Raw genomic sequence first — 23,522 nt, 5'->3', positions numbered from 1 at the left:
GCTCCCCCCAAAGCGTTGTTGCTTGCTCTTTTTTATTATTGAGACGGGCTTTTTGTTGTTTTTGTAAGCCTGCCTTGGTGTTGCGGGCGACCCCCATGCGGGGTCAAGAGCAAACGTATTTTTTTGAGCGCTGACCTGCCTTCATCATGACTGATCCGAACCTGGCTGCTGCTACCTTGAGGTAGTTTTATTATTCTGTGCCAGACCGCGGGGCGTACCCCTGAAAAGCGTGTCGACTCCAAAAAGATCTGCTTGCTACGCCTCTGCCGTGTTGTTCTTGTTATGTCAGAGCCGTTACCTGTTGTTTTTATTGGGTGTCACGTTGTTTTTTTTGTTCTTGTACCAAAGATATAGCAGGGTGCGTGCCAACTTTTGAAAATCCTTTGAAATCAGGCACTTAGCGAGTTTGGTCAAAATATCCAGACCTGAAATTCTGTCGATTTGTTTCCCTGTTACCCGATTTTCTGCTGTAAAACGTGGGGGTGGTAACACTCCGCCCACACCTTTGTGACACCCGTGTGACTTACTGCGCGCTACGCGCTCGTGCTACCCGCGACCCGTTGCCGCGGCCCAGCACGCTGCTGATACGCTGGCCTGCGGCAATCAGCCGGTCCAGGTCGATGCCGGTCTGGATCCCCAGCCCCTGTAGCAGGTACACCACGTCTTCGGTGGCGATGTTGCCCGTCGCGCCTTTGGCGTAAGGGCAGCCACCCAGCCCGGCTACCGAGCTGTCGAACACGCTGATGCCTTCGAGCAGGCTGGCATAGACGTTGGCCAGGGCCTGGCCATAGGTGTCGTGGAAGTGCCCCGCCAGCTGCTCACGCGGTACCTGGGCCGAAACCACCTCGAACAGGCGGCGGGTATCGCCGGCCGTGCCGGTGCCGATGGTGTCACCCAGCGACACCTCATAGCAGCCCATGTCGTGCAGGGCGCGGGCCACCGGGGCTACCTGCCCGGCGCTGACCTTGCCTTCATAGGGGCAGCCGAGTACGCATGACACGTAGCCGCGCACGCGTACGCCGTGGTTACGGGCCGCTTCCATGATCGGTTCGAAGCGCGTCAGGCTGTCGCTGATCGAGCAGTTGATATTGCGCTGCGAGAACGCTTCGGAGGCGGCGGCGAAAACCGCCACTTCCTTTACCCCCGCCGCCAGGGCGTCCTCGAAACCGCGCAGGTTGGGGGCCAGTGCTGCGTAGGTAACGCCAGGGCGCTGCTGGATACCGGCGAACACCTCGGCGGAGCCGGCCATTTGCGGCACCCACTTGGGCGAGACAAAACTGCCCACTTCGATGTAGGCCAGGCCTGCCTCGGTAAGGTCGTCCACCAGGCGCACCTTGTCGGCGACGCTGATGGGCTGTGCTTCGTTCTGCAAACCGTCGCGGGGGCCGACTTCGACCAGGCGAACTTCTTTGGGCAAGGACATGGCGGGTTTCCTGTGGCGTTCAGCGGTTGTCTTTGTGGTTCAGGGTGGCGGCCAGGGCTTGTTCGCAGCGCTCCTGGGCGGTGTCCAGTTCCAGTTGCATCTGGTGGATGTCGAGCATCTGCTGCTCCAGCTGGGCGCGCCGTTCGGCGATTTTCGCCAGCATGCTGTTGAGCTGTTTGAGGTTGCCGCTGGTGGGGTCGTACAGTTCGATCAGTTCACGGCACTCCGCCAGCGAAAAGCCGATGCGCTTGCCGCGCAGGATGAGCTTCAGGCTGACCTTGTCGCGGGCCGAGTAGATACGTTCCAGGCCACGGCGTTCGGGGCTCAGCAAGCCTTGCTCTTCATAGAAGCGGATGGCCCGGGTGGTGATGTCCAGCTCGCGGGACAGGTCGGAGATGCTGTAGGTCTGGGTACTCATGCTGGGGCTCGGCGTGGGGTATGCCGGTATCCTGAGGGCAGGTTGACGTATACGTCAAGCAGGCGGTAGATGTGTGTCGCCTGTACCGGCCTCTTCGCGGGCACGCCCGCTCCCACATGAAGTTTGCGCAGTACCTGTGGGAGCGGGCGTGCCCGCGAAGAGGCCGGCACAGGCCACAGCAATCATTCAGCCAAACCTGCGATATCCATTGGGCGTCTGCCCACTCAAGCGCTTGAACCACCGCGCAAAATAGGTCGGGTCGGTAAACCCCAGGCTATCCGACAACTGCCCGATGCTCATTCGCGTGTAAATCAGGTTACGCCGCGCCTCCAGCAGCAACCGCTGATGCACCACCTGCAATGCGGTCTGTCCGCTCAAGGCCCGGCACAGCTGGTTCAGTTGCAGGCTCGGCACATTCAGCCGGGCGGCAAAATCCTCCACCGACAGGTGCTCACGGTAATGCGCCTCGACCAGGCGCAAGTACTGCCCCAGCAACTGCCGGTCACGTTCATCCCGGTTTCGCGGCGCCTGCCCCAGTTGCTGGCGACGGCTGATCCATACCATCAACGCAGTCACCAATGCTTCCAGCAGCGTCGCCCGCGCCGGCGCACTGCCTTGGTACTCCTGCTGCAAGGTGCCGATCAGGCTGCGCAGGTGCACGCGATCACGGCCCAGCGGGTAACACGCCGGTTTTGCCAGCACCGTCAGCGGCGCGCCCAGGCGCTGCTCCAGGTTCGCCACCAGCGCCGTGCCGAAGGTCAGCACATAGCCCTGGATATCGGCGCTGAAGCGGAAGCCGTGCACGGTCATCGGCGGCACCACCTGGATCGCTGCCTCGCCGATGGCGCTGCGCACGCCCTCGATCTCCACCTGGGCCTGGCCGCGCTGTACGTACAGCAACTGGAACAACTCGGCATGCTGGTGCGGCTTGATCTCCCAGTGGTGCAGGCGGCTGCGCGCCGGGATCGACTCACAGTGCAGCAGATCGGTGCCGGGCCAGGCCTGGTTTTCGCCATACAGCTTGAACAACGGGACGCCGTGGAGGGTGGATTTCATGCAGGTTGGCCTGTCCGCTAATCGAACGTTTTTTGTAAAAGTGCAGGTTTTATATGGAATAGCACACTTATCCGGCGGTTTCTGCCAGTAAAAATGCAAGGGCAAACCCTAACAGCAGATGCCGCCCCACTGCCAGTCCAGGGCCGGCATCGTCCGAACAGAGACAACAACAATGAAAACTCAGGTTGCAATTATTGGTGCAGGTCCGTCTGGCCTGCTGCTGGGCCAGCTGCTGCACAAGGCCGGTATCGATAACGTCATTGTCGAACGCCAGACGCCCGAGTACGTACTGGGCCGCATCCGCGCCGGTGTACTGGAGCAAGGCACTGTCGACCTGCTGCGCGAAGCCGGTGTAGCCGAGCGCATGGACCGTGAAGGCCTTGTGCACGAAGGTGTCGAGCTGCTGGTTGGCGGGCGCCGTCAGCGCCTGGACCTCAAGGCCCTGACCGGTGGCAAGACGGTGATGGTGTACGGCCAGACCGAAGTCACCCGTGACCTGATGCAGGCCCGGGAAGCCAGCGGTGCGCCGATCATTTATTCAGCCAGCAATGTCCAGCCACATGAACTGAAGGGCGAGAAGCCTTACCTCACCTACGAGAAAGACGGCCAGCAACACCGGGTGGATTGCGACCATATCGCCGGGTGTGACGGCTTCCACGGTGTTTCGCGGCAAAGCATTCCCGAGGGCGTGCTGAAACAGTACGAACGCGTCTACCCGTTTGGCTGGCTGGGCCTGCTTTCGGACACGCCGCCGGTCAATCACGAGCTGATCTATGCCCATCACGAGCGTGGTTTTGCGCTGTGTAGCCAACGTTCGCAAACACGCAGCCGCTACTACCTGCAAGTCCCCTTGCAGGACCGCGTCGAGGAATGGTCTGACGAGCGCTTCTGGAACGAGCTGAAAGCCCGTTTGCCTGCTGACGTAGCGGCTGACCTGGTCACAGGTCCTGCTTTGGAAAAGAGCATCGCCCCGCTGCGCAGCCTGGTGGTCGAACCGATGCAGTACGGTCATCTGTTCCTGGTCGGTGACGCGGCGCACATCGTCCCACCCACTGGAGCCAAAGGTTTGAACCTGGCGGCCTCGGACGTCAATTACCTCTATCGCATTCTGCTCAAGGTGTACCGCGAAGGGCGTACCGACCTGCTGCAGCAGTACTCGCCACTGGCCCTGCGCCGGGTATGGAAGGGCGAGCGCTTCAGCTGGTTCATGACCCAGTTGCTGCATGACTTCGGCAGCCACAAGGATGCCTGGGACCAGAAGATGCAGGAGGCCGACCGCGAGTACTTCCTGAACTCCCCGGCGGGGTTGGTGAATATTGCCGAGAACTATGTGGGGCTGCCGTACGAAGAAGTGGCCTGATCTGGCCAGCAGGGTTGCCAGGTGCTCGCCTCGGAATCTTCAGCGCGTTTGAGATCGAGCGCCGCCCGCGCGGCGCTCGATCTATCAGGCGCTGCCTATCTTGTGGCAAGCACCTGAGCCCTGATGCGACCTTTGTTGGAGCGTGCTGGCAATCAAGAAAAACACATCGCTTCTTGAACTCTAGTTCGCGCATGACCGACAGTGGTCTGCTGAATACACAAGGCAGGAAGCAAAACGATGAAGTTCTCCACACCGCTGATGAGCGCGCTGTGCCTGGCGATCGCGAGTGGGTGGGCATGTGCCGAGCAGCTGTTGCCCACGCCACCCGAGCTGGGCTCCGGCTACCGCACTGGCCTGCAGCCGGTGCACGCCAACCGGCATATGGCCGCCGCAGCCAACCCGCTGGCCACCGAAGCGGGGCGAGCGATGCTGCGTGACGGGGGCAGCGCCATCGACGCGGCGATCGCCATGCAAATGGTGTTGACCCTGGTCGAACCGCAATCAAGCGGCATTGGTGGTGGGGCGTTCATTCTTTACTGGGACGGCAACCGCGTGCAGGCCTTCGACGGCCGCGAGGCTGCCCCGGCGAGGGTAACGGAAAAGCTGTTCTTGCAAGCCGATGGTTCACCTATGCCGTTCAGGTCGGCACAGATCGGCGGGCGTTCTGTGGGTGTGCCCGGGGTGCTGCGCGCGCTGGAGCTGGCCCACGCGCAGCATGGCAAGCTGCCTTGGCGGCAACTCTTTGCCCCGGCCATTGCCTTGGCACGAAACGGTTTCCCGGTTTCCGAACGCCTTCACACCCTTGTGGCCGGCGACCCGTACATTGCCCGTTCACCGGCCATGGCCCGCTACTTTCTGGATGAGCAGGGCAAGCCGCTGGCGGTGGGCGCGACGTTGCGCAACCCCGAACTTGCGCAAACGTTCGAGCAAATTGCCGCGCACGGGCCTCAAGCCTTCTACACCGGTGAAATCGCCACGGCCATCGTGGCCAAGGTGCGCAGCCATGCCAATGCCGGTTACCTGTCGTTGCAGGACTTGCAGCAATATCAAGCCAAAGAGCGCAAGCCGTTGTGCGGCCCTTACAAGGCGTGGCGCATCTGCGGCATGCCACCGCCGTCTTCGGGCGGGGTAACGGTGTTGCAGACCCTCGGCATCCTCGAAGCGGTGCAGCGCATCACGCCACAACGCGACCTGGCGACGCTGCGGCCACTCGCCAACAGCTCTGCAGCGGGCCTCGAGGCATCGCCGCTGGCCGTGCACCTGATCGCCGAGGCCGAGCGCCTGGCCTATGCCGACCGGGCGCAATACCTGGCCGACAGCGATTACGTGCCGGTCCCGGTGAAAGCCCTGACCGACGCCAGCTACCTGGCCAGCCGAGCAGCACAGATCGGCGAATACAGCATGAAGCGCGCTCGCCCAGGCCAACCGCAAGGCGTTGATCTGGCCTTGGCGCCTGACCGCTCGCCACTGCGCATTTCCACTTCACACCTCAGCGCAGTGGATGACAGCGGCCAGGCACTGGCCATGACCACCTCGGTGGAGGCCGCGTTCGGCTCGCACCTGATGGTCAAGGGGTTCCTGCTCAACAACCACCTCACCGACTTCTCGTTCATCCCGCAGGAACAAGGCAAGCCCGTGGCCAACCGGGTGCAGCCGGGCAAGCGGCCGTTGTCGGCGATGGCGCCTACCCTGGTATTCTTGCGTGGCTCCGGCGAGTTGGTGGCCAGCCTCGGTTCGCCAGGCGGCTCGCAGATTATCGGTTATGTGAACAAGGCGCTGGTCGGCCTGCTGGATTGGCAACTCGACCCGCAGCAGGCCACCGGCCTGCCCAACTTCGGCAGCCGCAATGCTGGTACCGAGGTTGAAGCGGGGCTGGCGAGCCCTGCGCTGATTCGCCAGCTGGCGGCCTGGGGGCACGAGGTAACACCAATGACCATGACCAGCGGCATGCAGATCATCCAGCGCAGTGGCCCGGGCTGGTCGGGTGGTGCCGATCCGCGGCGTGAAGGTGTGGCCCTTGGCGACTAGGCGTGATAGAACCCAGTCTTGCCATTCAGTAGTTGAATACCAAGATGACTATCAGCGCGAAATCGAATAGAGCCCTGTTCGACCTCGACCTGCTACGCGCCATTGTGGTGGTGGCCGATTGCGGCAGCTTCACCACGGCGGCTGCCCGCCTGCACTCGACCCAATCAACCATCAGCCAGAAGGTGCGCCGCCTTGAAGACATGGTTGGCCATCGCCTGCTGGTGCGTGGCAACCGTGACGTGCTGCCGACCGATGCCGGGCAGACGCTGCTTGGCTATGCCCGCCACATGCTGGCGCTGAACGACCAGATGCTCGAAGCCCTGGCCGGGGCGATGGTGGGCACCACCGTACGCCTTGGTGTGCCCGAGGACTTTGTGGGCGGGCGTACCACCAATGCGCTGTCGGCGTTCAGCCGCCTGCACCCGCAGGTGAAGCTGGAAGTGACCAGCGGCCTGTGCCGCGACCTCAGCCAGGCTTATGACAATGGCGAGCTTGACCTGGTGTTGCTCAAGCAGCGGCGCAACACCCGCGAGGGCGTGGCCTGCTGGCCCGAGCGCTTGCAGTGGATCGACAGTGCGCGCACGCCTGCCTTCGAGTTGGACCCGATTCCGCTGGTGACGTTTCCGCCGCGTGGCCTGTACCGCGAAGACATGATCAACGCCATCGAAGGCATGGGCCGGCGCTGGCGCATCAGCTTCACCAGTTCCAGCCTCAGCGGCATTCAGGCGGCAGTGGCCGATGGCATGGGCATCAGCCTGTTGCCGCCAAGGGCGGCAACCGGGGAGCACCGGGTGTTGGGGGCGGGGCAAGGGTTACCTGAGGTTGACAGCTATGAGATCGTCATTGTGCATCGGCCGACGGCGGATGTGATGATCAAGGCCTTGGCTGAGGTTATGACAGAGTTGCTGGCAAGTGGCGGCATCTGACAGGGCTGGGGCCGCTTTGCGGCCCATCGCTGGCAAGCCAGCTCCCACAGGTACAGCGCTGCCCATGGGAAATGCGCGTCCCTGTGGGAGCTGGCTTGCCGGCGATGGGCTGCGCAGCAGCCCCAAAACTGCAGCACCATCAGGGGATTCTGGGCGACAGGTGAATCCCCGCAATCATGCAGCGCACCGAGCCGCCGGCCATCTCGATAGTCGGCACATCCAGCGGCACCAACCGGGCCGAGCGCTCGATACGTTGACGCTGCTCAGCGGTCAGGCTGTCGAAAGCCTTGCGTGACAGCGCCAGGATGCGCCCGTCACGCCCGGACAATTCGATGGCGTTCCCGGCAAATTGGCTGATCTGCTGGTTGCTCAGGTCGATCACATCGCGACCCGATTCGATCAGGCGCATGCGCACCTCTTCAGCACGCGCCTTGTTGGTGAAGGTGCCAAAACCCACCAGCGCGAACTCGGTTGCCACGCACATCAGCACATTGGTGTGGTAGATCGGCGTGCCTTGTTCGTCGGCCGTGTCGAACACCATCGGCTCGAAGTTGAAATGCGTGCTGAAGCGCTCAAGGGCGATAGGGTCGGCGCGGTTGGAGCGCGCCGTGTAGGCCACCCGCGACAGGTGGTCGAACACCATGGCGCCGGTGCCTTCAAGGAACAACTCGTCCTGTTCCAGCCCGGAATAGTCGATTACATCCTGCACCCGGTATTCCTGCTTGAGCATCTCGATCACGTCCGCACGCCGCTCGCGGCGGCGGTTGCGCGAGTACATCGAGTAGATCGCGATGTGCCCTCCGGGGTGGGTGGAGAACCAGTTGTTAGGGAATACCGAATCCGGGGTGTTGTGCTCGCCGAAGTCGTCGAACAGGTGCACGCGTACACCTTCGGCCTCCAGCGTGCCGACGGCCTGGGTGACTTCATCGCGCGCCACGTTGGCCAGGGCCTGCGCTGCGATGTCGGGGCTGTTGCGCTGGAACGAGTTGTCGGCTGCGGTTTCCGGGTTGGGGGTGAAGGCATGTGGCCTGACCATGACCACTGCTGCCGGGGCTTGAATCGAACGCGTTGGGAATGCCATGTGCAAATACCGGGTTGGGAGCAGGGTTAGGCAACGCGTCGGATGCGGCTTTTGGCAGCGCGGCCACGGGTGTGGCTGAACAAGTCTTTCGGGTCGTCTTCCACCCAGGGCACCAAGTCGATCTTGCACCCCATGCCTCGCTTCTCGGCTTGCTGTAGTACGTAACGTAGTACGGTGTAGTCTTCCAGGGCGAAACCTACCGAGTCGAACACGGTGACCTGGCTGTCGCTCTGGCGGCCTTCGGTCTCGCCTCGCAGCACACGCCACAGGTCGACCACCGGGAAGTCCGCTGGCAGTTGCTGGATATCACCTTCGATGCGGGTTTGTGGCTCGTACTCGACGAACACCCGGGCGTTGCGCAGTACATCGGCGTGCAGTTCGGTCTTGCCCGGGCAGTCGCCGCCCACGGCATTCAGGTGCATGCCGGGCTCCAGCATGTCGGGTGTGATGATGGTGGCGTAGGCCTTGTCGGCGGTCACGGTGGTGATGATGTCCACGCCCTTCACCGCTTCGGCCACCGAGCCGGCGCGGCGGATGGTGAGGTCGCTGTATTCCTTGAGGTTGGCGATCAGCTTGGCGGTGGCCAGCGGGTCGGTGTCGTAGGCAACGATTTCTTCGATGCCCAGGTGTTTGTGGAAGGCCAGTGCCTGGAATTCGCTTTGCGCGCCATTGCCGATCAGTGCCATCTTGCGCGAGTTCGGCCGGGCCAGCGCTTGGGCTGCCATCAGCGAGGTGGCAGCAGTGCGCAGGGCAGTGGCAATGGTCAGTTCGGACAGCAGCACCGGGTAGCCGGTGTCGACATCGGCCAGTACGCCGAAGGCCATTACGGTGTGCAAGTCGCGAGCGGTGTTGGCGGGGTGGCCGTTGACGTACTTGAAGGCATAGCGGCTATTGTCGGCAACCGGCATCAGTTCGATCACGCCCACTTGCGAATGGCTGGCAACCCGCGCGGATTTATCAAACTCCTGCCAGCGCATGAAATCTTCGCGAAGGGCCGCGGCCAACTCGCCAATGAATGGCGCTACGCCAATATCATGTACCAAGTCCGACATGGTTGGAACATCAATGAAATACGTCATGGGCTTGCACCTTGTTATTGCGCTATCACCCCGGCCATTGCAGGGTGCACGCTTGGGATTGTTGAAGTGGCGTTGAACATTTTGCTGAAAAGTTGCGTCAATCGGAAGAATGCAGGTTGCCAGTTTCATCAACTTTCTAGACAATCTGCCACCCCAAAGTAGCAATCTGATTAATTGGCAGGCTTTATGGACACTATCGATCGGGAACTGATTGCGCTGTTGCGGGACAATGCACGCACCCCTGTGCTGACCCTGGCGAAGAAGCTCAAGGTGGCCCGGGCGACCGTGCAAAACCGCATCACCCGGCTGGAAGAGCAGGGCGTGATCATTGGCTACACGGTACGCCTGCGCTCCGATGCTCTGGAGCAGGGCGTGCGGGCGATCACCAGCATCGGCATCAGCGGCCACCACGCCGCAGAGGTCAAGCACGCGCTGCGCGGGCATCCCAACGTGGTGGCCATCCACACCACCAATGGCCGCTGGGACCTGATGGCAGAGTTGCGCGCCGACACCCTGGAAGCCTTCGACCGGGCGCTGAACACCATCCGCTCCATCCCGCACATCGAGAATACCGAGACCAGCATCCTGCTTTCGACCTACAAGATGTGACCGCCGGGTCAGGCCTTTTGACAGGCGCATTGCGCAAACTGTCACCCGGGCTTTCCACACTGCACAAAATAGCGTGAGTGGTGTGCATTCTGTAGCGTTCCGCTTGACCGCAGCCACTGGCAGAATGAAACGGCTTTCGCGGGGCGGTTTAAGGCGCACTAACCGACGGTGCGTTCTAGAATAAGAAAGTCCGCTGCGAAGTTGCATCGGGCATTAGTTTCAATCTTTGTTGTTTTCTGCGCTTACATCATTTCAATGACAAGCAGTCTGCACCTTGGTACCAACTTGTTGGTGCGGTGCGGGGCGTGGATGTTTTACAAAAAAGAATAAGAGTCGACCATCTCCGCGGTGATGATCATCGTTACGTGGTCGCTGATTTTGCTGTCCTATTTCGCTTACTGCCGACAGAATCCGCACGCGCATGAGCAGTCGAATGGGGCTGCTGCGCAGCCCATCGCCGGCAAGCCAGGCTCCCACAGGATTGCATCAGGGCTGACAGGTGTTGGCCACAAGATATGCAGCGCCTGTGAGATCGAGCGCCGCCCGCGCGGCGCTCGATCCCACAGGCGCTGAAGATGCTACGGCGAGCACTTGGTAAACCTGAAGCCATCGCCACAAACCATGGAATCTCCCACAGGTCCAGCGCAGGTCTTGACTTGTGGGAGCTGGCTTGCCGGCGATGGGGCGCAAAGCGGCCCCAATTACCTGTTCAACTGCCGGGCTGGTTGTCGCGCAGCCAGTCCACCAGCCCCAGGATCGTCGGGGTGGTGGTGCGCCCGTGGGGCACTATCAGGTAGTACGCTTCACGCGGCCGCACCACCAGGTCAGTCAGGCGTACCAGTTCGCCGGAGGCCAGCAGGTGGTCGAGCATGCGCCCCCAACCCAATGCCACCCCATGCCCGTGCAATGCGCCCTGGATGGTGTCGGTGTACAACTGGCAACGCAGGTTGTAGTGCAGTTTTGGCGGGTTGCCGCCCAGTGCGCGGAACCAGGTGGGCCAGGTCATCCAGCCTTCGGTAGTGGCGTCGGCATCGAGCAGGTCGGCACGGTACAGTGCCTCCAACGATTCCGGCTGCGGGTTGCGCGCCAGCCACGCCGGTGAGCACACCGGGAAAATCTCTTCATCGAACAGGTGCAGGGCAATGCCGTCTTCCCAGCGGCCATTGCCAAAGCGCACCAGCAGGTCGACATCGTGGTTGCGCAGGTCGCCGGTAAACATCTGCGTGGCCAGGCGCAGGCGCACCTGGGGCAGGGCGCTGCGCAAGTTGCCCAGGCGCGGCATCACGCGCAACTGGGAGAAGGTGGCGGTGGAACTGAGCACCAGCTCCTGCTCGCTGTCGCCTTCGCTGAGGCGGTCGAACACCGAGGCGATCTTCTGCATGGACTCGGAAATCACTGCGTACAGCGCCTGACCTTCACTGGTCAGGCGGATGCCGCGGTGCAGGCGCTGGAACAGCTGGCGGCCGAGGTTTTCTTCCAGCAGCCTGACTTGCTTGCTCACGGCTGCCTGGGTCACGCCCAGTTCCTGGGCGGCTTGGGTAAAGCTGTTGTGACGGGCTACCGCTTCGAATTCGAGCAGCGCGGTCATCGATGAAATGATGCGCCGATAGCCTTTATGTGTGTTGCCGTTTTCTTGTGTTTTCATGCGACGTCCTGGCAAGGCGCGGCGCGCTGGTCCGCGCCGCGCGGGCACAGTGGCAGAAAAAGCATCATGGCGGTAGCTCTGTGGGAGCGGGCGAGCCCGCGAACACCGGCAAAGCCGGTGCCATCCACCGCATTTCCTGATTCGCGGGCGCGCCCGCTCCCACCCTGACCGCATCGCCTTGCGCATCGTTTTTCGATTGCTCTGGAGGGTACTGGCTAGTGCCTTCAGGGCTGACGTTCGGCTACGGCCCGCAAGGTCCTGAGCGTCACCACCGGCGCATCCACCACAAACCGGTTGGCCAGCCACCCCGGTACATCCCCGGCCGGGTCGGCCTGCAACTGATAGGTCACCTCGGTCAACCGTTCCCCCAGCGGCTTCATCCGCCACTCACCGCTCAGGTGCTGCACCCGGATCAGTCCGTCAACCTTGGGGATCCTGTCGGGCTCGGCGCTCAGGTGCCGCAGCAGCGTGCCGTCATCCAGCCGTTCACTGGTCACCTTCAGCACAATGTCCCGCGGCATCGTCGGCCAGGGCAGGTTGGTGGTCAGGTAGACCCAGGTATTCTCGCCATCCACGTCCAGTAAACGCATCTGGTCGCAGGCGTACAGCCACTTGCAGGCTACCCGCAGGTTCTCTTGCAGGTCGGTGAGGGTACGCACACTGGCCTTCATGGTGCTGATACCACGGAACTGCTGGTAGGAAGTGCCGCTGGTGTCGCTCAGGTACACACGGATGCCTTCGCGGTCATAGGCCAGCTTCCAGTCATCGGCGGCCAGGGCAGGGGTGCACAGCAGCAGGGCGGCGAGCAGCAGGCAGCGGTTCATGGCCGGTACCGCGCAAGGGGTGGGTAATTGAGTATGTGCTGCAAACAGAAAGCCCGCCAGGTTGGCGGGCTTGCGGGTATCAGCGTGAACTTAGCGCTTAGGGTTCAGCGTCAGGTGCACATGGCGGTTGACGTCCTTGTACAGCAGGTAGCTGAAGTTGCCAGGGCCGCCGGCGTAGCAGGCTTGTGGGCAGAAGGCGCGCAGCCACATGAAGTCACCGGCTTCCACTTCGACCCAGTCCTGGTTCAGGCGGTACACCGCCTTGCCTTCCAGCACATACAGGCCGTGTTCCATCACGTGGGTTTCAGCGAACGGGATAACGCCGCCCGGCTGGAAGGTGACGATGTTCACGTGCATGTCGTGGCGCATGTCGGCCATGTCGACGAAACGGGTGGTTTTCCAGCGGCCTTCGGTGCCTGGCATTTCGATGACGGTGGCGTTGTCGCGGTGGGTAACGAACGACTCCGGTACGTCCAGGCCTTCGACCTTCTGGTAGTGCTTGCGCAGCCAGTGGAAGGTGACGTTGGACTTGCTGTTGTTGCGCAGGCTCCACTCGGCGCCCGGGGCCAGGAAGGCGTAGCCGCCCGGTACCAGGGTGTGGTTTTTGCCTTCGACGGTGATGTCCAGTTCGCCTTCGACGATGAACACCACGGCTTCGGCATTCGGGTCCAGCTCAGGGCGCTCGCTGCCGCCTTCCGGGGCCAGTTCGACGATGTATTGCGAGAAGGTTTCGGCAAAGCCGGTCAGCGGGCGGGCGATGACCCACATGCGCATCTTGTCCCAGAACGGCAGGTGGCTGGTGACGATGTCACGCATCACGCCTTTAGGGATGACGGCATAGGCTTCGGTGAACATGGCACGGTCAGTCAGCAGCTCGGTTTGAGCCGGGTGCCCACCGTGGGGGGCGAAGTACGAATGGTTCGACATGGACGATCTCGACTTGTTGTTCTCTCCCCATGCCGTGAACCGCACCGGCCGGTGCGGCGCAGGGGATGTGGCGACAGGATAGGGTCGAGCGCATGCCATCCACAAATTAAATGTTGGAATACCCGGTATTTGATCGCTGAATGTCGACCTGGCGTCCAACGTGCTGCTCCGGCAACTGGTCGCCTTGGCCGAACAGCTTGTGGCGCAGGGTGCCCTCGGTGTAGCTCGACGGGTAGCGGCCACGGCGTTGCAGCTCGGGCACCAACAGCTCGACCACCTGGGCCAGGTCGTCCGGCTGCACGGCATACGTCAGGTTGAAACCGTCGATGCCGGTCTGGTCCAGCCAGCTTTCGAGCTGGTCGGCAACCTCGCTGGCTGAGCCGATCAGCACCGGCCCGCGACCACCCAGGCCAACAAACCCGGCAGCCTCGCGCACGGTCCAGCGGCGGTCGGGATCGGCGGCGGTGAAGGCGGCCAGGGCAGCGCGGCCGGCATCGTTTTCGACGTATTCGATCGGTGCATCGGGGTCCAGGCCGGCGAAGTCGATGCCGGTCCAGCCCGACAGCAGCGCCAGGGCTGCGTCCAGGTCGACATAGCGGCGGTACTCGGCGAAACGGGCTTCGGCTTCTTCCCGGGTAGGGGCGACGATCAGCAACGCCTGGGCATAGATCAGTACGTCCTCACGGCCACGCCCGGCGGCCTCGCTGGCTTGGCGGATGCCGTCGGCGTAACGGCGCAGCACCGTGGGTGTCGGCCCGCTGATGAACACGCACTCGGCGTGCCGGGCCGCGAACTGCTGGCCGCGCGCCGAGGCACCGGCCTGGAACAGCACCGGGGTGCGTTGCGGTGAAGGCTGGCACAGGTGCATGCCCGGCACCTGGAAGTGCTCGCCAGCATGGTTGATGGGGTGCACGCGGGTTGGCTCGATGTAGCGCCCGCTGTCGCGCTCCAGCAGCACGGCGTCGTCGTCCCAGCTCTTTTCCCACAGCTTGTACAGCACCTGCAGGTATTCCTCGGCCAGATCGTAGCGTTGGTCGTGGCCCAGTTGGCGGGCCAGGCCAAGGTTGCGTGCGGCGCTGTCGAGGTAGCCGGTGACGATGTTCCAGCCGACCCGGCCATTGCTCAGGTGGTCGAGCGTGGACATACGCCGGGCGAAAGGATAGGGGTGTTCGTAGGTCAGCGAGAAGGTAACGCCAAACCCCAGGTGTTCGGTAACCCCGGCCATGGCCGGCACCAGCAGCAGCGGGTCATTGACTGGCACCTGCACGCCGCCGCGCAGGGCGGCTTCGGGGCCGCCCTGGTACACGTCGTAAATGCCCAGCACATCAGCAATGAACAGGGCGTCGAACAGGCCGCGCTCCAGCAGGCGGGCCAGGTCGGTCCAGTAGCTCAGTCGGTTGAAGGCCACGCTGGTGTTGCGTGGATGGCGCCACAGCCCAGGGGACTGGTGGCTGGCGGCGTTCATGCTGAAGGCGTTGAAGCGGATCGTGCGGGGCATGGTGACTGCGCTCCACTCAAGGCAACACGGAAGCCGGGTAGACCGCATCGGCCACCTGCAGCTTGTGCGGGATCAGGCCCAGGCCCTGGAAGGTGTCGGCCAGTTTCTGTTGTTCGGCAACGATCTGCGGGGTGATGGCCACGGCGTTGTAGTTGCGGCGTTCGCTGGCCACTTCCAGCACGTTGGCGCTGATGCCCAGTTGTGGGGCCAGCAGTGCGGCAACTTCGGCAGGCTTGGCGTTGGCCCATTGGCTGACCTTGCCCAGTTCGGTGAAGAAGGTTTTCAGCAGCGCACGGTGCTGGTCGGCATAGCTGGCGGTGGACAGGTAGAAGGTGCGGTTGTTGGACAAACCGCTGCCGTCACGCAGGTTCTTCAGGCCTGGCTGGCTTTCGGCTGCGGCGAGGAACGGGTCCCACAGGGTCACGGCCTGGACACTACCCGATTGCAACGCCGCCACGGCATCGGCGGCATTGTTGACGTAGGCGGGGGTGATGTCGTTGTAGGTGAGGCCTGCCTGCTCCAGCGCCACGGCCAGCAGGTACTGGGCATTCCAGCCGCGGCCGGTGGCCACGCGCTTGCCTTTCAGGTCTTGCACGCCGGCCAGGTGATCCTGCTCGCGTACCACCAGGCCGATGCCGCGGGGGTAGGGCTGCTCAGCGGCCAGGTAGACCACGGGTTTGCCAGCGGCCTGGGCGAATACCGACGGGGCATCGGCCGCGTGGCCAAGGTCGATGGCGCCGGTGCTCAGGGCTTCGAGCAACTGCGGGCCGGCGGCGAATTCGTGCCAGCTGACCTTCACACCTTGCGGTGCCAGGGCCTTCTCCAGCGCGCCGCTGCCTTTGAGGATGTTGATGCTATTGAACTTCTGGTAGCCGATACGCAAGGTCCTGGCATCGTCGGCCAAGGCTTCGGACCAAGGCAGCAGGGCACTGGCGACGCTGGCCAGCAGGCCGCCGATCAGCAAGCGGCGCAGCGGGGAGAAAGCACGGGTTGGCATGGGGTTGCTCCTTGAAGCCGGGTGGAAAGCGATGGGCCCAGACTAAGGAGGTGGCGTTTGGCTTTCAATTTATATATTCCTGTTTGTTAGATTGTTTTGTTATTTTTATATCCTTTTGTTTTGTAATGGTCTGCATTTTTCGACATTTTTTTCACATTCGCTTGCTAGCATCCCGGCACACCCGAGGAGCCCTTACATGCCGCACATCCTGCGCAAGCGCAGCACCCGCATCGCCCTGACCGCCACCACCGGCCTGCTCACCGCCACGTTGGGCTTTTTTGCCTGGCAGAGCTTCTACCCGGTTCAGGCTGCCTCAGGCTGGGATGTCGAGGTATTGCACCGCGATGTGGCCAAGGCCGCCTCGCTGTTGCCGCAAGCGGATGGCAGCCTGCTGGTCAGCCGCGAGCTGGACGATGAGCGTGGCAGCATCCTCAAGATCACTGCAGCAGGGGACCGGGTGGTGGTGATCGACAACCTGTCCAAGCCCGATGGCATGGTCGCTGCACAGGGGGGTTGGGTGTTCAGCCAGGAAGGTGGCCAGGCACCTGTGAGCCTGGCCCGCGACGGCCAGGTAACGCACCTGTTCGAGGGTGAAAGCGTGCAAGGCCTGTGGAATGACGGCGACCATCTGTATGCCATTGAGGACCGCAAGGGCAACGGCCGTTTGATGCGCTACGACTGGAACAGCGGGCAGCTTGATGTGCTGCGTTCCGGCCTGACCGAGACTGAAGGCCTTACCCGTTGCAGCGACGGTCGCCTGCTTTACACCGAAAAGGCCAATGGCAAGGTTCGCGCCCTGTCCGACGATGGCAAGGACCCGGTGGTGGTGGATGACCTGCGTAACCCGACGTTCCTGTTCTGCGACCAGCGTGGCCTGTGGATCAGCGAAGACAATACCCACCGTGCGCGGCTGCTGCGGGTCGACCCTGATGGCGTCCAGCACACCGTGCTGACCTTCCTCAAGGCGCCGCAATCGATCGTGGCGGACGGCAAGGGCGGCTACCTGCTGGCCGAGGGCGGGCGTAACCGCGTGCTGCACCTGACCCCGCCCCTGGAGCGCAGCACCGCCCAGCGTGACTGACCCCGATCGCTACTCGACCAACAGCGTGCTTCCCTGCATGACCGCGCTCACGGATAATCCCCCTCATTCCAATAAACAGCCTGTGAGTGGGTATGAGTGATTCCGTAGTCGGCCTTGGCCAGCCTGAAACCGTAGGGGGGCGCAAAACGCGCAAGAACAACCCCGAAAAAACGCGCGAGGACATCCTCCAGGCGGCCATCAACGAGTTCGTCCAGCAAGGCCTGGCCGGCGCCCGCGTCGACGCCATCGCCGAGCGCACGGCCACCTCCAAGCGCATGATCTATTACTACTTCGGCAGCAAGGAGCAGCTGTACTGCGAGTGCCTGATCAAGCTGTACGGTGATATCCGCAAGACCGAGCAAAGCCTGGACCTGGAGTCGCTGCCGGCCGAGCAGGCGATCCGCAGGCTGGTGGAGTTCACCTTCGATCACCATGACCGCAACGTCGATTTCGTGCGGATCATCTGCACTGAAAACATTCACTATGGCGAGTACGTCAAGCAGTCACCGGCAATTCGCGAGATGAGCAGCCTGGTGCTCGAAGCGTTGGGCAACACCCTGCGCCGTGGTGTACAGGAAGGTGTATTCCGTGCAGGCATCGAGGTGATCGACCTGCACATGCTGATGAGCTCGTTCTGTTTTTATCGTGTATCGAACCGGCATACCTTTGGCGAGATCTTCCAGATCGACCTGTCTGATGATCAGGTCAAGCAGCGCCACAAAGCCATGATCTGTGACGCCGTGTTGCGCTATATCTGCGCCTGAGCACTGCTCACTCGCCCAGCCGTTGCTCGCGCGACGGCGGGTAGCCGAAGTACGCCGCATAGCACTTGCTGAAGTGCGACACCGAGACAAACCCGCAGGCCACCGCCACTTCCATCACCGACAGGTCGGAGTACTGCAACAGCCGACGGCTCTTGGTTATGCGCAGCTCCATGTAATAGCGCCGCGGCGAAGTACCCAGCTGGGCCTGGAACAGGCGGTCGATCTGCCGGCGCGAGCGGCCGCTGTAGGCTGCCAATTGGTCGAGGCTGAGGGTTTCCTCGAGGTTGTTCTCCATCAGCTCGACGATGGTGCGCAGGTGCAGGCTCATGGACTTCTTCGCCCCTGGGCCTACCTGGCGGTAGCGGGCCCCGGAGAACGACAGAATTTCCTCCACGCCTTCGGCCAACCCGTCACCATACAGCCGCCGCACCAGGCCCAGCATCAGCTCCATCGCGCCATTGGGGCTGGCGGCGCTGAGGCGGTCACGGTCGAGGGTGAAACTGGCCGGCGTGATGCGTGTTTGCGGGCTGCGCTCGGACAGGCTGGCGCGCTGCTCGGGGTGGATACTGCAACCGTAGTCGTCCAGCACCCCGGCGCGGCCAAGGAACCAGGCGCCGTTCCACAAACCGCCCAGGGCCATGCCGTGGACGGCGCAGTCGTCCAGCAGGCGGTCGAGTTCCGGGTACTTCAGTGGGGTGCGCAAACCGCCGCAGATGACCAGCAGGTCCAGCTCCTTCAACGCTTCGGCAGACAGCTCGGTGGCCACCAGCTCCAGCCCAAGGTCACTGAGCACGCGATCGCCGTGCATTGACAACGGGGTGAACTGGAAGCTGTCGGCGCGCAGCAGGTTGGCGGTGACCAGTACGTCCATGGCCACGGTAAAACTGGCCATGGAGAAATGTTCGAGCAGGACGAAATCGACGCGATAAGGTGCCTGGGCGTTGGCGCTGGTGGATTTCAGCCGCAGCATGTTGCTGGTGCTGGTCTTCTTGCTGAACTGACGTGGCGTGGGCACTCTGGTCTCCGCTTCCTGGCTGGCCCGCAGAGTGTGGCGGCTGGCCGGGGGAAAGACAATCTTCCCGGTGGGCGTGTCGTATTTCAGGTCGTGTTCAGGCAACCTGCGTGGTTTGATGCTTTACCCCCTGTGACTGAGGACGCCCTTGATGAAATACGCCATTGCCCTGTTGCTCAGCCTGTTGCCGCTGCTGGCCAATGCCCTGGAACCGGGAGGGAAACTGGCCCCGTGGACGCTGCTCGACCAGCACGACCAGGCCTACAGCCTGAGTGCCGACACGCACATTTTGCTGGTAGCCCGCGACATGGACGGCGCAAAACTGGTCAAGGCGGCGCTGGCTGCGCAGCCCAAGGGCTACCTTGAGGCGCGTGATGCCGTGTTCGTTGCCGATATCCAGCGCATGCCGGCGCTGATCAGCAAGCTGTTCGCGATCCCTGCAATGCGCGATTACACTTACCGAGTGCTGCTCGACCGTGACGGGCGTGTCGCCGGCCGTTATCCAGGGCAGGATGGCCAGGTGCAGTGGTTGCAGGTCGAGCAGGGCGTGTTGGTGAGCCAGCGGGCGTTCACCGATGCGGCGGCGTTGAAGGCGGCGCTGGGGAGCGCCCGGCAGCGTTGAGAGCCAAGCAGTTGGCCAAATCAATCTGAACCCTCAGCGCTGGCAGTAACCCAACCCAATACATGTCAAATGGGAGAGCGCTCATGGAAATCGGAACGGTCTGGATCATTATTGCGGCCTTGGTCATCCTGCTGGAAATCTGGGCCATCTGGCACATCATCGGCAGTGACCGGCGCGCCGAGCGCAAGATGCTGTGGATCATCTTCGTGGTCTATGCACCGTTCCCCGGGTTGCTGTTCTGGGCCTGGCGCGGGCCTCGGGCAGTGAAGGGCAGGGCTGTACTGCAGGAAAAATGACAGTACAGGCGCGGGCGTTCCCCGCGCTTGACCTCGAGTTAACTCAAGGTCCGATACTTCGTCACTCATTCATCTGAACGAGGGCGTGTCGTGACCAATCCAACTGCATTTCAGCTGAGCAACCCCGAAGGGCTGTACGACCCGGCTGGCAATGCCTACTCCCATGTCGCCGAGGTGCGCGCCGGCAGCCGGCTGCTGTACATCGCCGGTCAGGGCGGGGAAGGCAGTGATGGCCAGCTGTCGCCAGTGTTCGCAGAACAAGCGCGCCAGGCGCTGGCCAACCTGGAACTGGCCCTGGCTTCCAAGGGCGCCAGTCTGGCTCAGGTATTCAAGCTGACCTTGCTGATTGTCGAGCACTCCGAGGAGCGCCTGCGGCAGTGGGTGTCCGAGGCTGACCGCGCCTGGGGCCCACACATGAAACCGACCTGCACGCTGATCCCGGTACCCCGCCTGGCGCTGGACGGCATGCTGGTGGAAATCGAGGCAATCGCCGCGATGGGGTAAAGGGCCAGATACCCTGTGGTGGCAACTGCCTTGCTCAACTTCTAAAAGCTGGCGCGATCCCTGTGGGAGCGGGCGCGCCCGCGAACACCGGCAAAGCCGGTGCCATCCACCGCGTCGCCTGCTTCGCGGCGGTTCGACGCCTCGACACGCCCGCGCCCACAGGGATTGCGCAAGCTTTGGGTTAACGCGGTAGCTGTGGGAGCTTCAGCCAGTCGCAGATGTATCTTGGGGAAGTCGCTTGTATATCGGCGCCAGTCCTGACTACATTGCCGCTATAACAACAAACTCCCCTCAGAGGTGACCACACCATGAGCACCGGCAGCACCACGCTTACCGATCATAAGGCCAAGGCCTCGCTCTGGCCTGCACTCTTCAGCCTGATAGCCTTTGCCGCCAACTCGGTGTTCTGCCGGCTGGCGTTGAAGGACGGCGCCATCGATCCGGCCTCGTTCACCGTGGTGCGCCTGGCCAGTGGTGCATTGTTCCTGCTGCTGTTGATCCGCCTGCGCAACCCCGCGCTGGCCATGGGCGGCAGCTGGCGTGGTGGCCTGGCGCTGTTCCTGTACGCATTCCTGTTCTCTGCGGCGTACCTGCAATTGGGCGCAGGGGCCGGTGCCCTGCTGCTATTCGGTGCGGTACAGATCACCATGTTCGGCTTTGCCTGGTACAAGGGTGAACGCATCACCGCCCGCATGCTGCTGGGCATGCTGATCGCCTTTGCCGGGCTGCTGGTGCTGTTGTTGCCTGGTGCAGCCGCACCACCCTTGGCCAGTGCCTTGCTGATGGCCCTGTCTGGCATGGCGTGGGGTGTTTACACATTGCTAGGCAAAGGTTCGCCCAGGCCAGTGGCGGATACCGCCGGCAATTTTGCCCGTAGCCTGCCTTGCCTGGTACTGCTGCTACCGATGCTGATGCTGGGCACTGGCCCACACCTTACCTCGCTTGGCGTGTTGTATGCCTTGGGGTCCGGCGTGCTGGCTTCTGGCGCGGGTTACGCAGTATGGTATGGCGTGGTCAGGCAAGTCAGCGCGCAGCAGGCTGCGACCATGCAGCTCAGTGTGCCGGTGATTGCCGCACTGGGCGGTGTGGCCTTGATTGGTGAGCCTTTGTCGTTGCGCTTGCTGATCGCGTGCGTGGTGGTGCTTGGCGGTATTGCCCTGGCGCTGCTACCACGGCGCTAGAAGAAGCTGCGCTGTGCCTTGAGTGTGACCACGCTGTCGCAATAGGTGTTGAAACCCGAATACGCATCGCAACCGCCGCCACTGAGGTTGGAGTTGCTGTAGATCAGGTTCAGGTCGATGCCAAGCCAGGGCCGTGACAGCTCCAGCGACCAATCGGAAAAGGCATTCACCTGGCTGCCATCGCCAATGGTGAACGGCGTGCCCAGCTGGTGATGGGCAAGCTTTACGGTCAGGTCGACATCGAACAGCGGCAGCTGGCCAAAGTCGGCGAACAGGGTGCTGGTGCGGTTGTCGGGGTTATCGCGCAACGCGCCGCCGAAGCGGCTGCCCAGCACCGAGATGCCACCGTACAGGGCATAACTGTCGGGGCCTGCAATATTCGGCTGACTGTAATGGATCAACCCCACCTCGTAGCCCAGGCTGCTGTCGAAATGGTGCTTGTAGCCCAGGTAGCTGTCCAGGCGCAGGGTCGAGTTGGGGGTAACGCCCATGCTGGGTGCGTACTGGCCCAGGTACCAGCCACTGGGGTGGCTGAAGTCCAGCCCACCATGGAAGGCGCCGACCGCACTGGGTGAGATAAGGCCTTGGGCCATGGTGCGCGAAGGCGTGGTGCCGAGCGTGAAGTCGAAGCTGCCCAGTTCGCGTTTGATCTGCTGGGCCAGTAGCATAGGGCTGAACAGCAGTGCAGCGCTCAGCAACAGAAAGGGCCTGGTCAAGGTGTGCGTCCTGCAAGGCTTGCGATTGAGCGGTAGAGCATACCCGTGTGGGTAAAGGGAGGGAACCGCTGCCTGCGCCACTCAGCCTTTGGTCGAACGGTCTGCGTCGGCGGCTTCGGTGACCACTGGAAGGTTGCCTGCACGCTGGATCACCCGCCGTTGCTGCTCATAGTCGTCCAGGGAAAGGCCACGGCGCTGCAACGCTTCCAGCTGCAGCTGACGGGTTTCTTCGGCGGTAAACGGGCGCAGCTCAGGGTGGCTGGCACAGCCGCTGATGACAGCGATGGCGAAAACGGCAAAGGTGGCGGTCAGCAGGCGGGCCAGGGTGTTCATCGGGGTAGCTCCAGGGGCCGGGGTCTTGGGCGGCGAGTTGATGGAGCAAGGTTATTCGGCCAAGGCGCCTAGCAGAAATTGCCTGCTTCGATAGTGACTATCGATGAACTGGGCTGGGTGTACTGGATATTGCGTTTGGGTGCACAGGGGCGTGAAGGTGGGCTACTGCCCCAGCATCTGCCTGACCAGCCACTGCCCCGCCGGCCCTAACGCCCGCCGGCTCGACCAGGCCACATCCATATCCACCCGGCGCGGGTAACCCGGTATCTGCAACTCCACCAGCTCGTGCCCGAACCGTGCCACAAGCGCCCTGGGCAGTTCCGCCCAGCCAAACCCGCGCACGGCGAACTCCAGCAGGGTGAGGTAGTCCGGCGCCGACCAGGCCTGGCCGCGGCCCTGGTGCAGGCTGGGGGCATAGGTCTTGATGTACAGCTGCCGCGCGTTTTCCAGGTGGTGCGCTTGCACCTTTTCAAGGCCCGCCAGTGGGTGCCCGCTGGCCACGTACACAGCAAACTCCGCCTGCTCGGGCAAGCGCGCCACGGCAACGTCGGCGGGGTAGCGCGGCTGTGTCGCAAGAATGCCGATATGTGCCAGGCCCTGCTGGATCAACTCGATCACATCGGCATCTTCCGAAGGGCCGCAGCGCAATTCGGTATGCGGGTAGTGCTGGTCGAACCGGGCCATCACCGCGCCCTGGAAGGTGACGCTGTAGCTGTCCGACATCACTACCGAGACCAGCGGCTCGACATTTTCAGCCAGCCGCACCGCCAGGGCATCGAGCTGGGCGCTGGCATCGAGAATTGCTTCGACATGGCTCAGTACCTGGCGGCCAGCCTCGTTCAGCGTGGGGTGGCGGCCGCCACGGTCGAACAGCGGGCAGCCTATGTCAGCCTCGAAGTTGGCGATGGCGATGCTGACAGTGGACTGGCTTTTGCGCAATTTGCGCGCCGCAGCAGAGAACGAACCCAGCGATGCGGCTTCGACAAAGGCAACCAGAGCTTCAGGTGAGTAGCGCATGGTATTGATAAAACCGATGATAGCGAAGTGGTAAGTATCGGTTTCGTCAAAGAAAATAGGAAGCACGACTTACGCAACGAATGGAATTTGCAATGAAAACGGTCCGGCTGATGAAGGGACGATGG

Annotated in this window: 24 protein-coding genes; 10 read left to right on the top strand and 14 right to left on the bottom strand. The window is 62.6% G+C overall.

What is annotated here, in order from left to right:
* Positions 1–523: 523 nt before the first annotated feature.
* From ACIQUI_RS06390 to ACIQUI_RS06380, 3 genes are all read right to left on the bottom strand, one after another.
* On the bottom strand, positions 524–1,423 hold the full coding sequence (locus ACIQUI_RS06390) for a hydroxymethylglutaryl-CoA lyase (protein WP_403196089.1): 900 nt from the start codon (positions 1,421–1,423) through the stop codon (positions 524–526).
* A 19-nt stretch (positions 1,424–1,442) separates the two neighbouring features.
* A complete protein-coding gene (locus tag ACIQUI_RS06385) occupies positions 1,443–1,841 on the bottom strand; it encodes a MerR family DNA-binding transcriptional regulator (protein WP_403196086.1) in 399 nt (132 codons plus the stop codon).
* A gap of 186 nt (positions 1,842–2,027) precedes the next feature.
* On the bottom strand, positions 2,028–2,897 hold the full coding sequence (locus tag ACIQUI_RS06380; protein WP_403196083.1) for a helix-turn-helix domain-containing protein: 870 nt from the start codon (positions 2,895–2,897) through the stop codon (positions 2,028–2,030).
* A gap of 172 nt (positions 2,898–3,069) precedes the next feature.
* Here ACIQUI_RS06380 and pobA point away from each other — a divergent pair, with 172 nt between their 5' ends.
* The 3 genes from pobA to ACIQUI_RS06365 all read left to right on the top strand — a co-directional run bounded on the left by pobA (position 3,070) and on the right by ACIQUI_RS06365 (position 7,211).
* Complete coding sequence (pobA, locus tag ACIQUI_RS06375; RefSeq protein ID WP_403196080.1) at positions 3,070–4,257, top strand: 4-hydroxybenzoate 3-monooxygenase; 1,188 nt, start codon at positions 3,070–3,072, stop codon at positions 4,255–4,257.
* 237 nt (positions 4,258–4,494) lie between these two features.
* A complete protein-coding gene (ggt, locus tag ACIQUI_RS06370) occupies positions 4,495–6,285 on the top strand; it encodes a gamma-glutamyltransferase (protein WP_403196078.1) in 1,791 nt (596 codons plus the stop codon).
* 44 nt (positions 6,286–6,329) lie between these two features.
* The gene (locus tag ACIQUI_RS06365; RefSeq protein ID WP_403196076.1) at positions 6,330–7,211 is read left to right on the top strand and encodes a LysR substrate-binding domain-containing protein; all 882 of its coding nucleotides are present in this window, start codon (positions 6,330–6,332) and stop codon (positions 7,209–7,211) included.
* 139 nt (positions 7,212–7,350) lie between these two features.
* Here the strand turns inward: ACIQUI_RS06365 and ctlX are convergent, their stop codons facing one another.
* Both ctlX and ACIQUI_RS06355 read right to left on the bottom strand, forming a co-directional pair.
* Positions 7,351–8,292, bottom strand: coding sequence for a citrulline utilization hydrolase CtlX (gene ctlX, locus ACIQUI_RS06360; protein ID WP_403196074.1), 942 nt, complete (start codon positions 8,290–8,292; stop codon positions 7,351–7,353).
* Between the two features lie 26 nt (positions 8,293–8,318).
* Positions 8,319–9,371 (bottom strand): ornithine cyclodeaminase, encoded by a 1,053-nt coding sequence (locus tag ACIQUI_RS06355; RefSeq protein ID WP_403196071.1) that lies wholly within the window; start codon positions 9,369–9,371, stop codon positions 8,319–8,321.
* A 186-nt stretch (positions 9,372–9,557) separates the two neighbouring features.
* Here ACIQUI_RS06355 and ACIQUI_RS06350 point away from each other — a divergent pair, with 186 nt between their 5' ends.
* Positions 9,558–9,980 (top strand): Lrp/AsnC family transcriptional regulator, encoded by a 423-nt coding sequence (locus ACIQUI_RS06350; protein ID WP_012272037.1) that lies wholly within the window; start codon positions 9,558–9,560, stop codon positions 9,978–9,980.
* 709 nt (positions 9,981–10,689) lie between these two features.
* On the opposite strand, the gene ACIQUI_RS06345 is transcribed toward ACIQUI_RS06350, so the two are convergent.
* The 5 genes from ACIQUI_RS06345 to ACIQUI_RS06325 form a co-directional block, all read right to left on the bottom strand.
* A complete protein-coding gene (locus tag ACIQUI_RS06345; protein WP_403196069.1) occupies positions 10,690–11,625 on the bottom strand; it encodes a LysR substrate-binding domain-containing protein in 936 nt (311 codons plus the stop codon).
* 224 nt (positions 11,626–11,849) lie between these two features.
* On the bottom strand, positions 11,850–12,449 hold the full coding sequence (locus tag ACIQUI_RS06340) for an START domain-containing protein (protein ID WP_403196066.1): 600 nt from the start codon (positions 12,447–12,449) through the stop codon (positions 11,850–11,852).
* Positions 12,450–12,539: 90 nt separating this feature from the next.
* Positions 12,540–13,376, bottom strand: a complete 837-nt coding sequence (locus tag ACIQUI_RS06335; RefSeq protein ID WP_391137736.1) for a bifunctional allantoicase/(S)-ureidoglycine aminohydrolase — start codon at positions 13,374–13,376, stop codon at positions 12,540–12,542.
* 106 nt (positions 13,377–13,482) lie between these two features.
* Positions 13,483–14,874, bottom strand: a complete 1,392-nt coding sequence (locus tag ACIQUI_RS06330; RefSeq protein ID WP_403196064.1) for an LLM class flavin-dependent oxidoreductase — start codon at positions 14,872–14,874, stop codon at positions 13,483–13,485.
* Positions 14,875–14,890: 16 nt separating this feature from the next.
* Entirely contained in the window at positions 14,891–15,871 is a 981-nt protein-coding gene (locus tag ACIQUI_RS06325; protein ID WP_403196061.1) for an aliphatic sulfonate ABC transporter substrate-binding protein, read from the bottom strand.
* A 196-nt stretch (positions 15,872–16,067) separates the two neighbouring features.
* On the opposite strand from ACIQUI_RS06325, the gene ACIQUI_RS06320 reads away from it, so the two are divergent.
* Both ACIQUI_RS06320 and ACIQUI_RS06315 read left to right on the top strand, forming a co-directional pair.
* Positions 16,068–16,952 carry a hypothetical protein gene (locus ACIQUI_RS06320; RefSeq protein ID WP_403196058.1) on the top strand — a complete coding sequence of 295 codons (885 nt, stop codon included), beginning with the start codon at positions 16,068–16,070 and terminating at the stop codon, positions 16,950–16,952.
* Positions 16,953–17,044: 92 nt separating this feature from the next.
* Positions 17,045–17,716 (top strand): TetR/AcrR family transcriptional regulator, encoded by a 672-nt coding sequence (locus ACIQUI_RS06315; RefSeq protein ID WP_403196056.1) that lies wholly within the window; start codon positions 17,045–17,047, stop codon positions 17,714–17,716.
* 7 nt (positions 17,717–17,723) lie between these two features.
* On the opposite strand, the gene ACIQUI_RS06310 is transcribed toward ACIQUI_RS06315, so the two are convergent.
* The gene (locus tag ACIQUI_RS06310; RefSeq protein WP_403196054.1) at positions 17,724–18,731 is read right to left on the bottom strand and encodes a GlxA family transcriptional regulator; all 1,008 of its coding nucleotides are present in this window, start codon (positions 18,729–18,731) and stop codon (positions 17,724–17,726) included.
* A 148-nt stretch (positions 18,732–18,879) separates the two neighbouring features.
* On the opposite strand from ACIQUI_RS06310, the gene ACIQUI_RS06305 reads away from it, so the two are divergent.
* The 4 genes from ACIQUI_RS06305 (at position 18,880) to ACIQUI_RS06290 (ending at position 21,331) form a co-directional block, all read left to right on the top strand.
* Positions 18,880–19,350 carry an FAD/FMN-containing dehydrogenase gene (locus ACIQUI_RS06305; RefSeq protein ID WP_403196051.1) on the top strand — a complete coding sequence of 157 codons (471 nt, stop codon included), beginning with the start codon at positions 18,880–18,882 and terminating at the stop codon, positions 19,348–19,350.
* 83 nt (positions 19,351–19,433) lie between these two features.
* On the top strand, positions 19,434–19,646 hold the full coding sequence (locus ACIQUI_RS06300; RefSeq protein WP_403196048.1) for a PLDc N-terminal domain-containing protein: 213 nt from the start codon (positions 19,434–19,436) through the stop codon (positions 19,644–19,646).
* A 90-nt stretch (positions 19,647–19,736) separates the two neighbouring features.
* Entirely contained in the window at positions 19,737–20,150 is a 414-nt protein-coding gene (locus tag ACIQUI_RS06295; protein WP_403196045.1) for a RidA family protein, read from the top strand.
* 308 nt (positions 20,151–20,458) lie between these two features.
* On the top strand, positions 20,459–21,331 hold the full coding sequence (locus tag ACIQUI_RS06290) for a DMT family transporter (protein ID WP_403196042.1): 873 nt from the start codon (positions 20,459–20,461) through the stop codon (positions 21,329–21,331).
* On the opposite strand, the gene ACIQUI_RS06285 is transcribed toward ACIQUI_RS06290, so the two are convergent.
* The 3 genes from ACIQUI_RS06285 to ACIQUI_RS06275 form a co-directional block, all read right to left on the bottom strand.
* Positions 21,328–22,047, bottom strand: a complete 720-nt coding sequence (locus ACIQUI_RS06285; RefSeq protein WP_403196039.1) for a TorF family putative porin — start codon at positions 22,045–22,047, stop codon at positions 21,328–21,330. The two genes, ACIQUI_RS06290 and ACIQUI_RS06285, sit on opposite strands and share 4 nt — an antisense overlap.
* Before the next feature lie 81 nt (positions 22,048–22,128).
* On the bottom strand, positions 22,129–22,380 hold the full coding sequence (locus ACIQUI_RS06280; protein ID WP_403196036.1) for a hypothetical protein: 252 nt from the start codon (positions 22,378–22,380) through the stop codon (positions 22,129–22,131).
* A 162-nt stretch (positions 22,381–22,542) separates the two neighbouring features.
* Complete coding sequence (locus tag ACIQUI_RS06275; protein ID WP_403196201.1) at positions 22,543–23,397, bottom strand: LysR family transcriptional regulator; 855 nt, start codon at positions 23,395–23,397, stop codon at positions 22,543–22,545.
* Positions 23,398–23,522: the final 125 nt, after the last annotated feature.

Origin of the sequence: Pseudomonas sp. NPDC090592 (assembly GCF_044769185.1) — a bacterium.
Lineage (GTDB): Bacteria > Pseudomonadota > Gammaproteobacteria > Pseudomonadales > Pseudomonadaceae > Aquipseudomonas.
The sequence above is the reverse complement of the archived record's forward strand: the minus strand, read 5'-3'. Positions and strand labels throughout refer to the sequence as shown.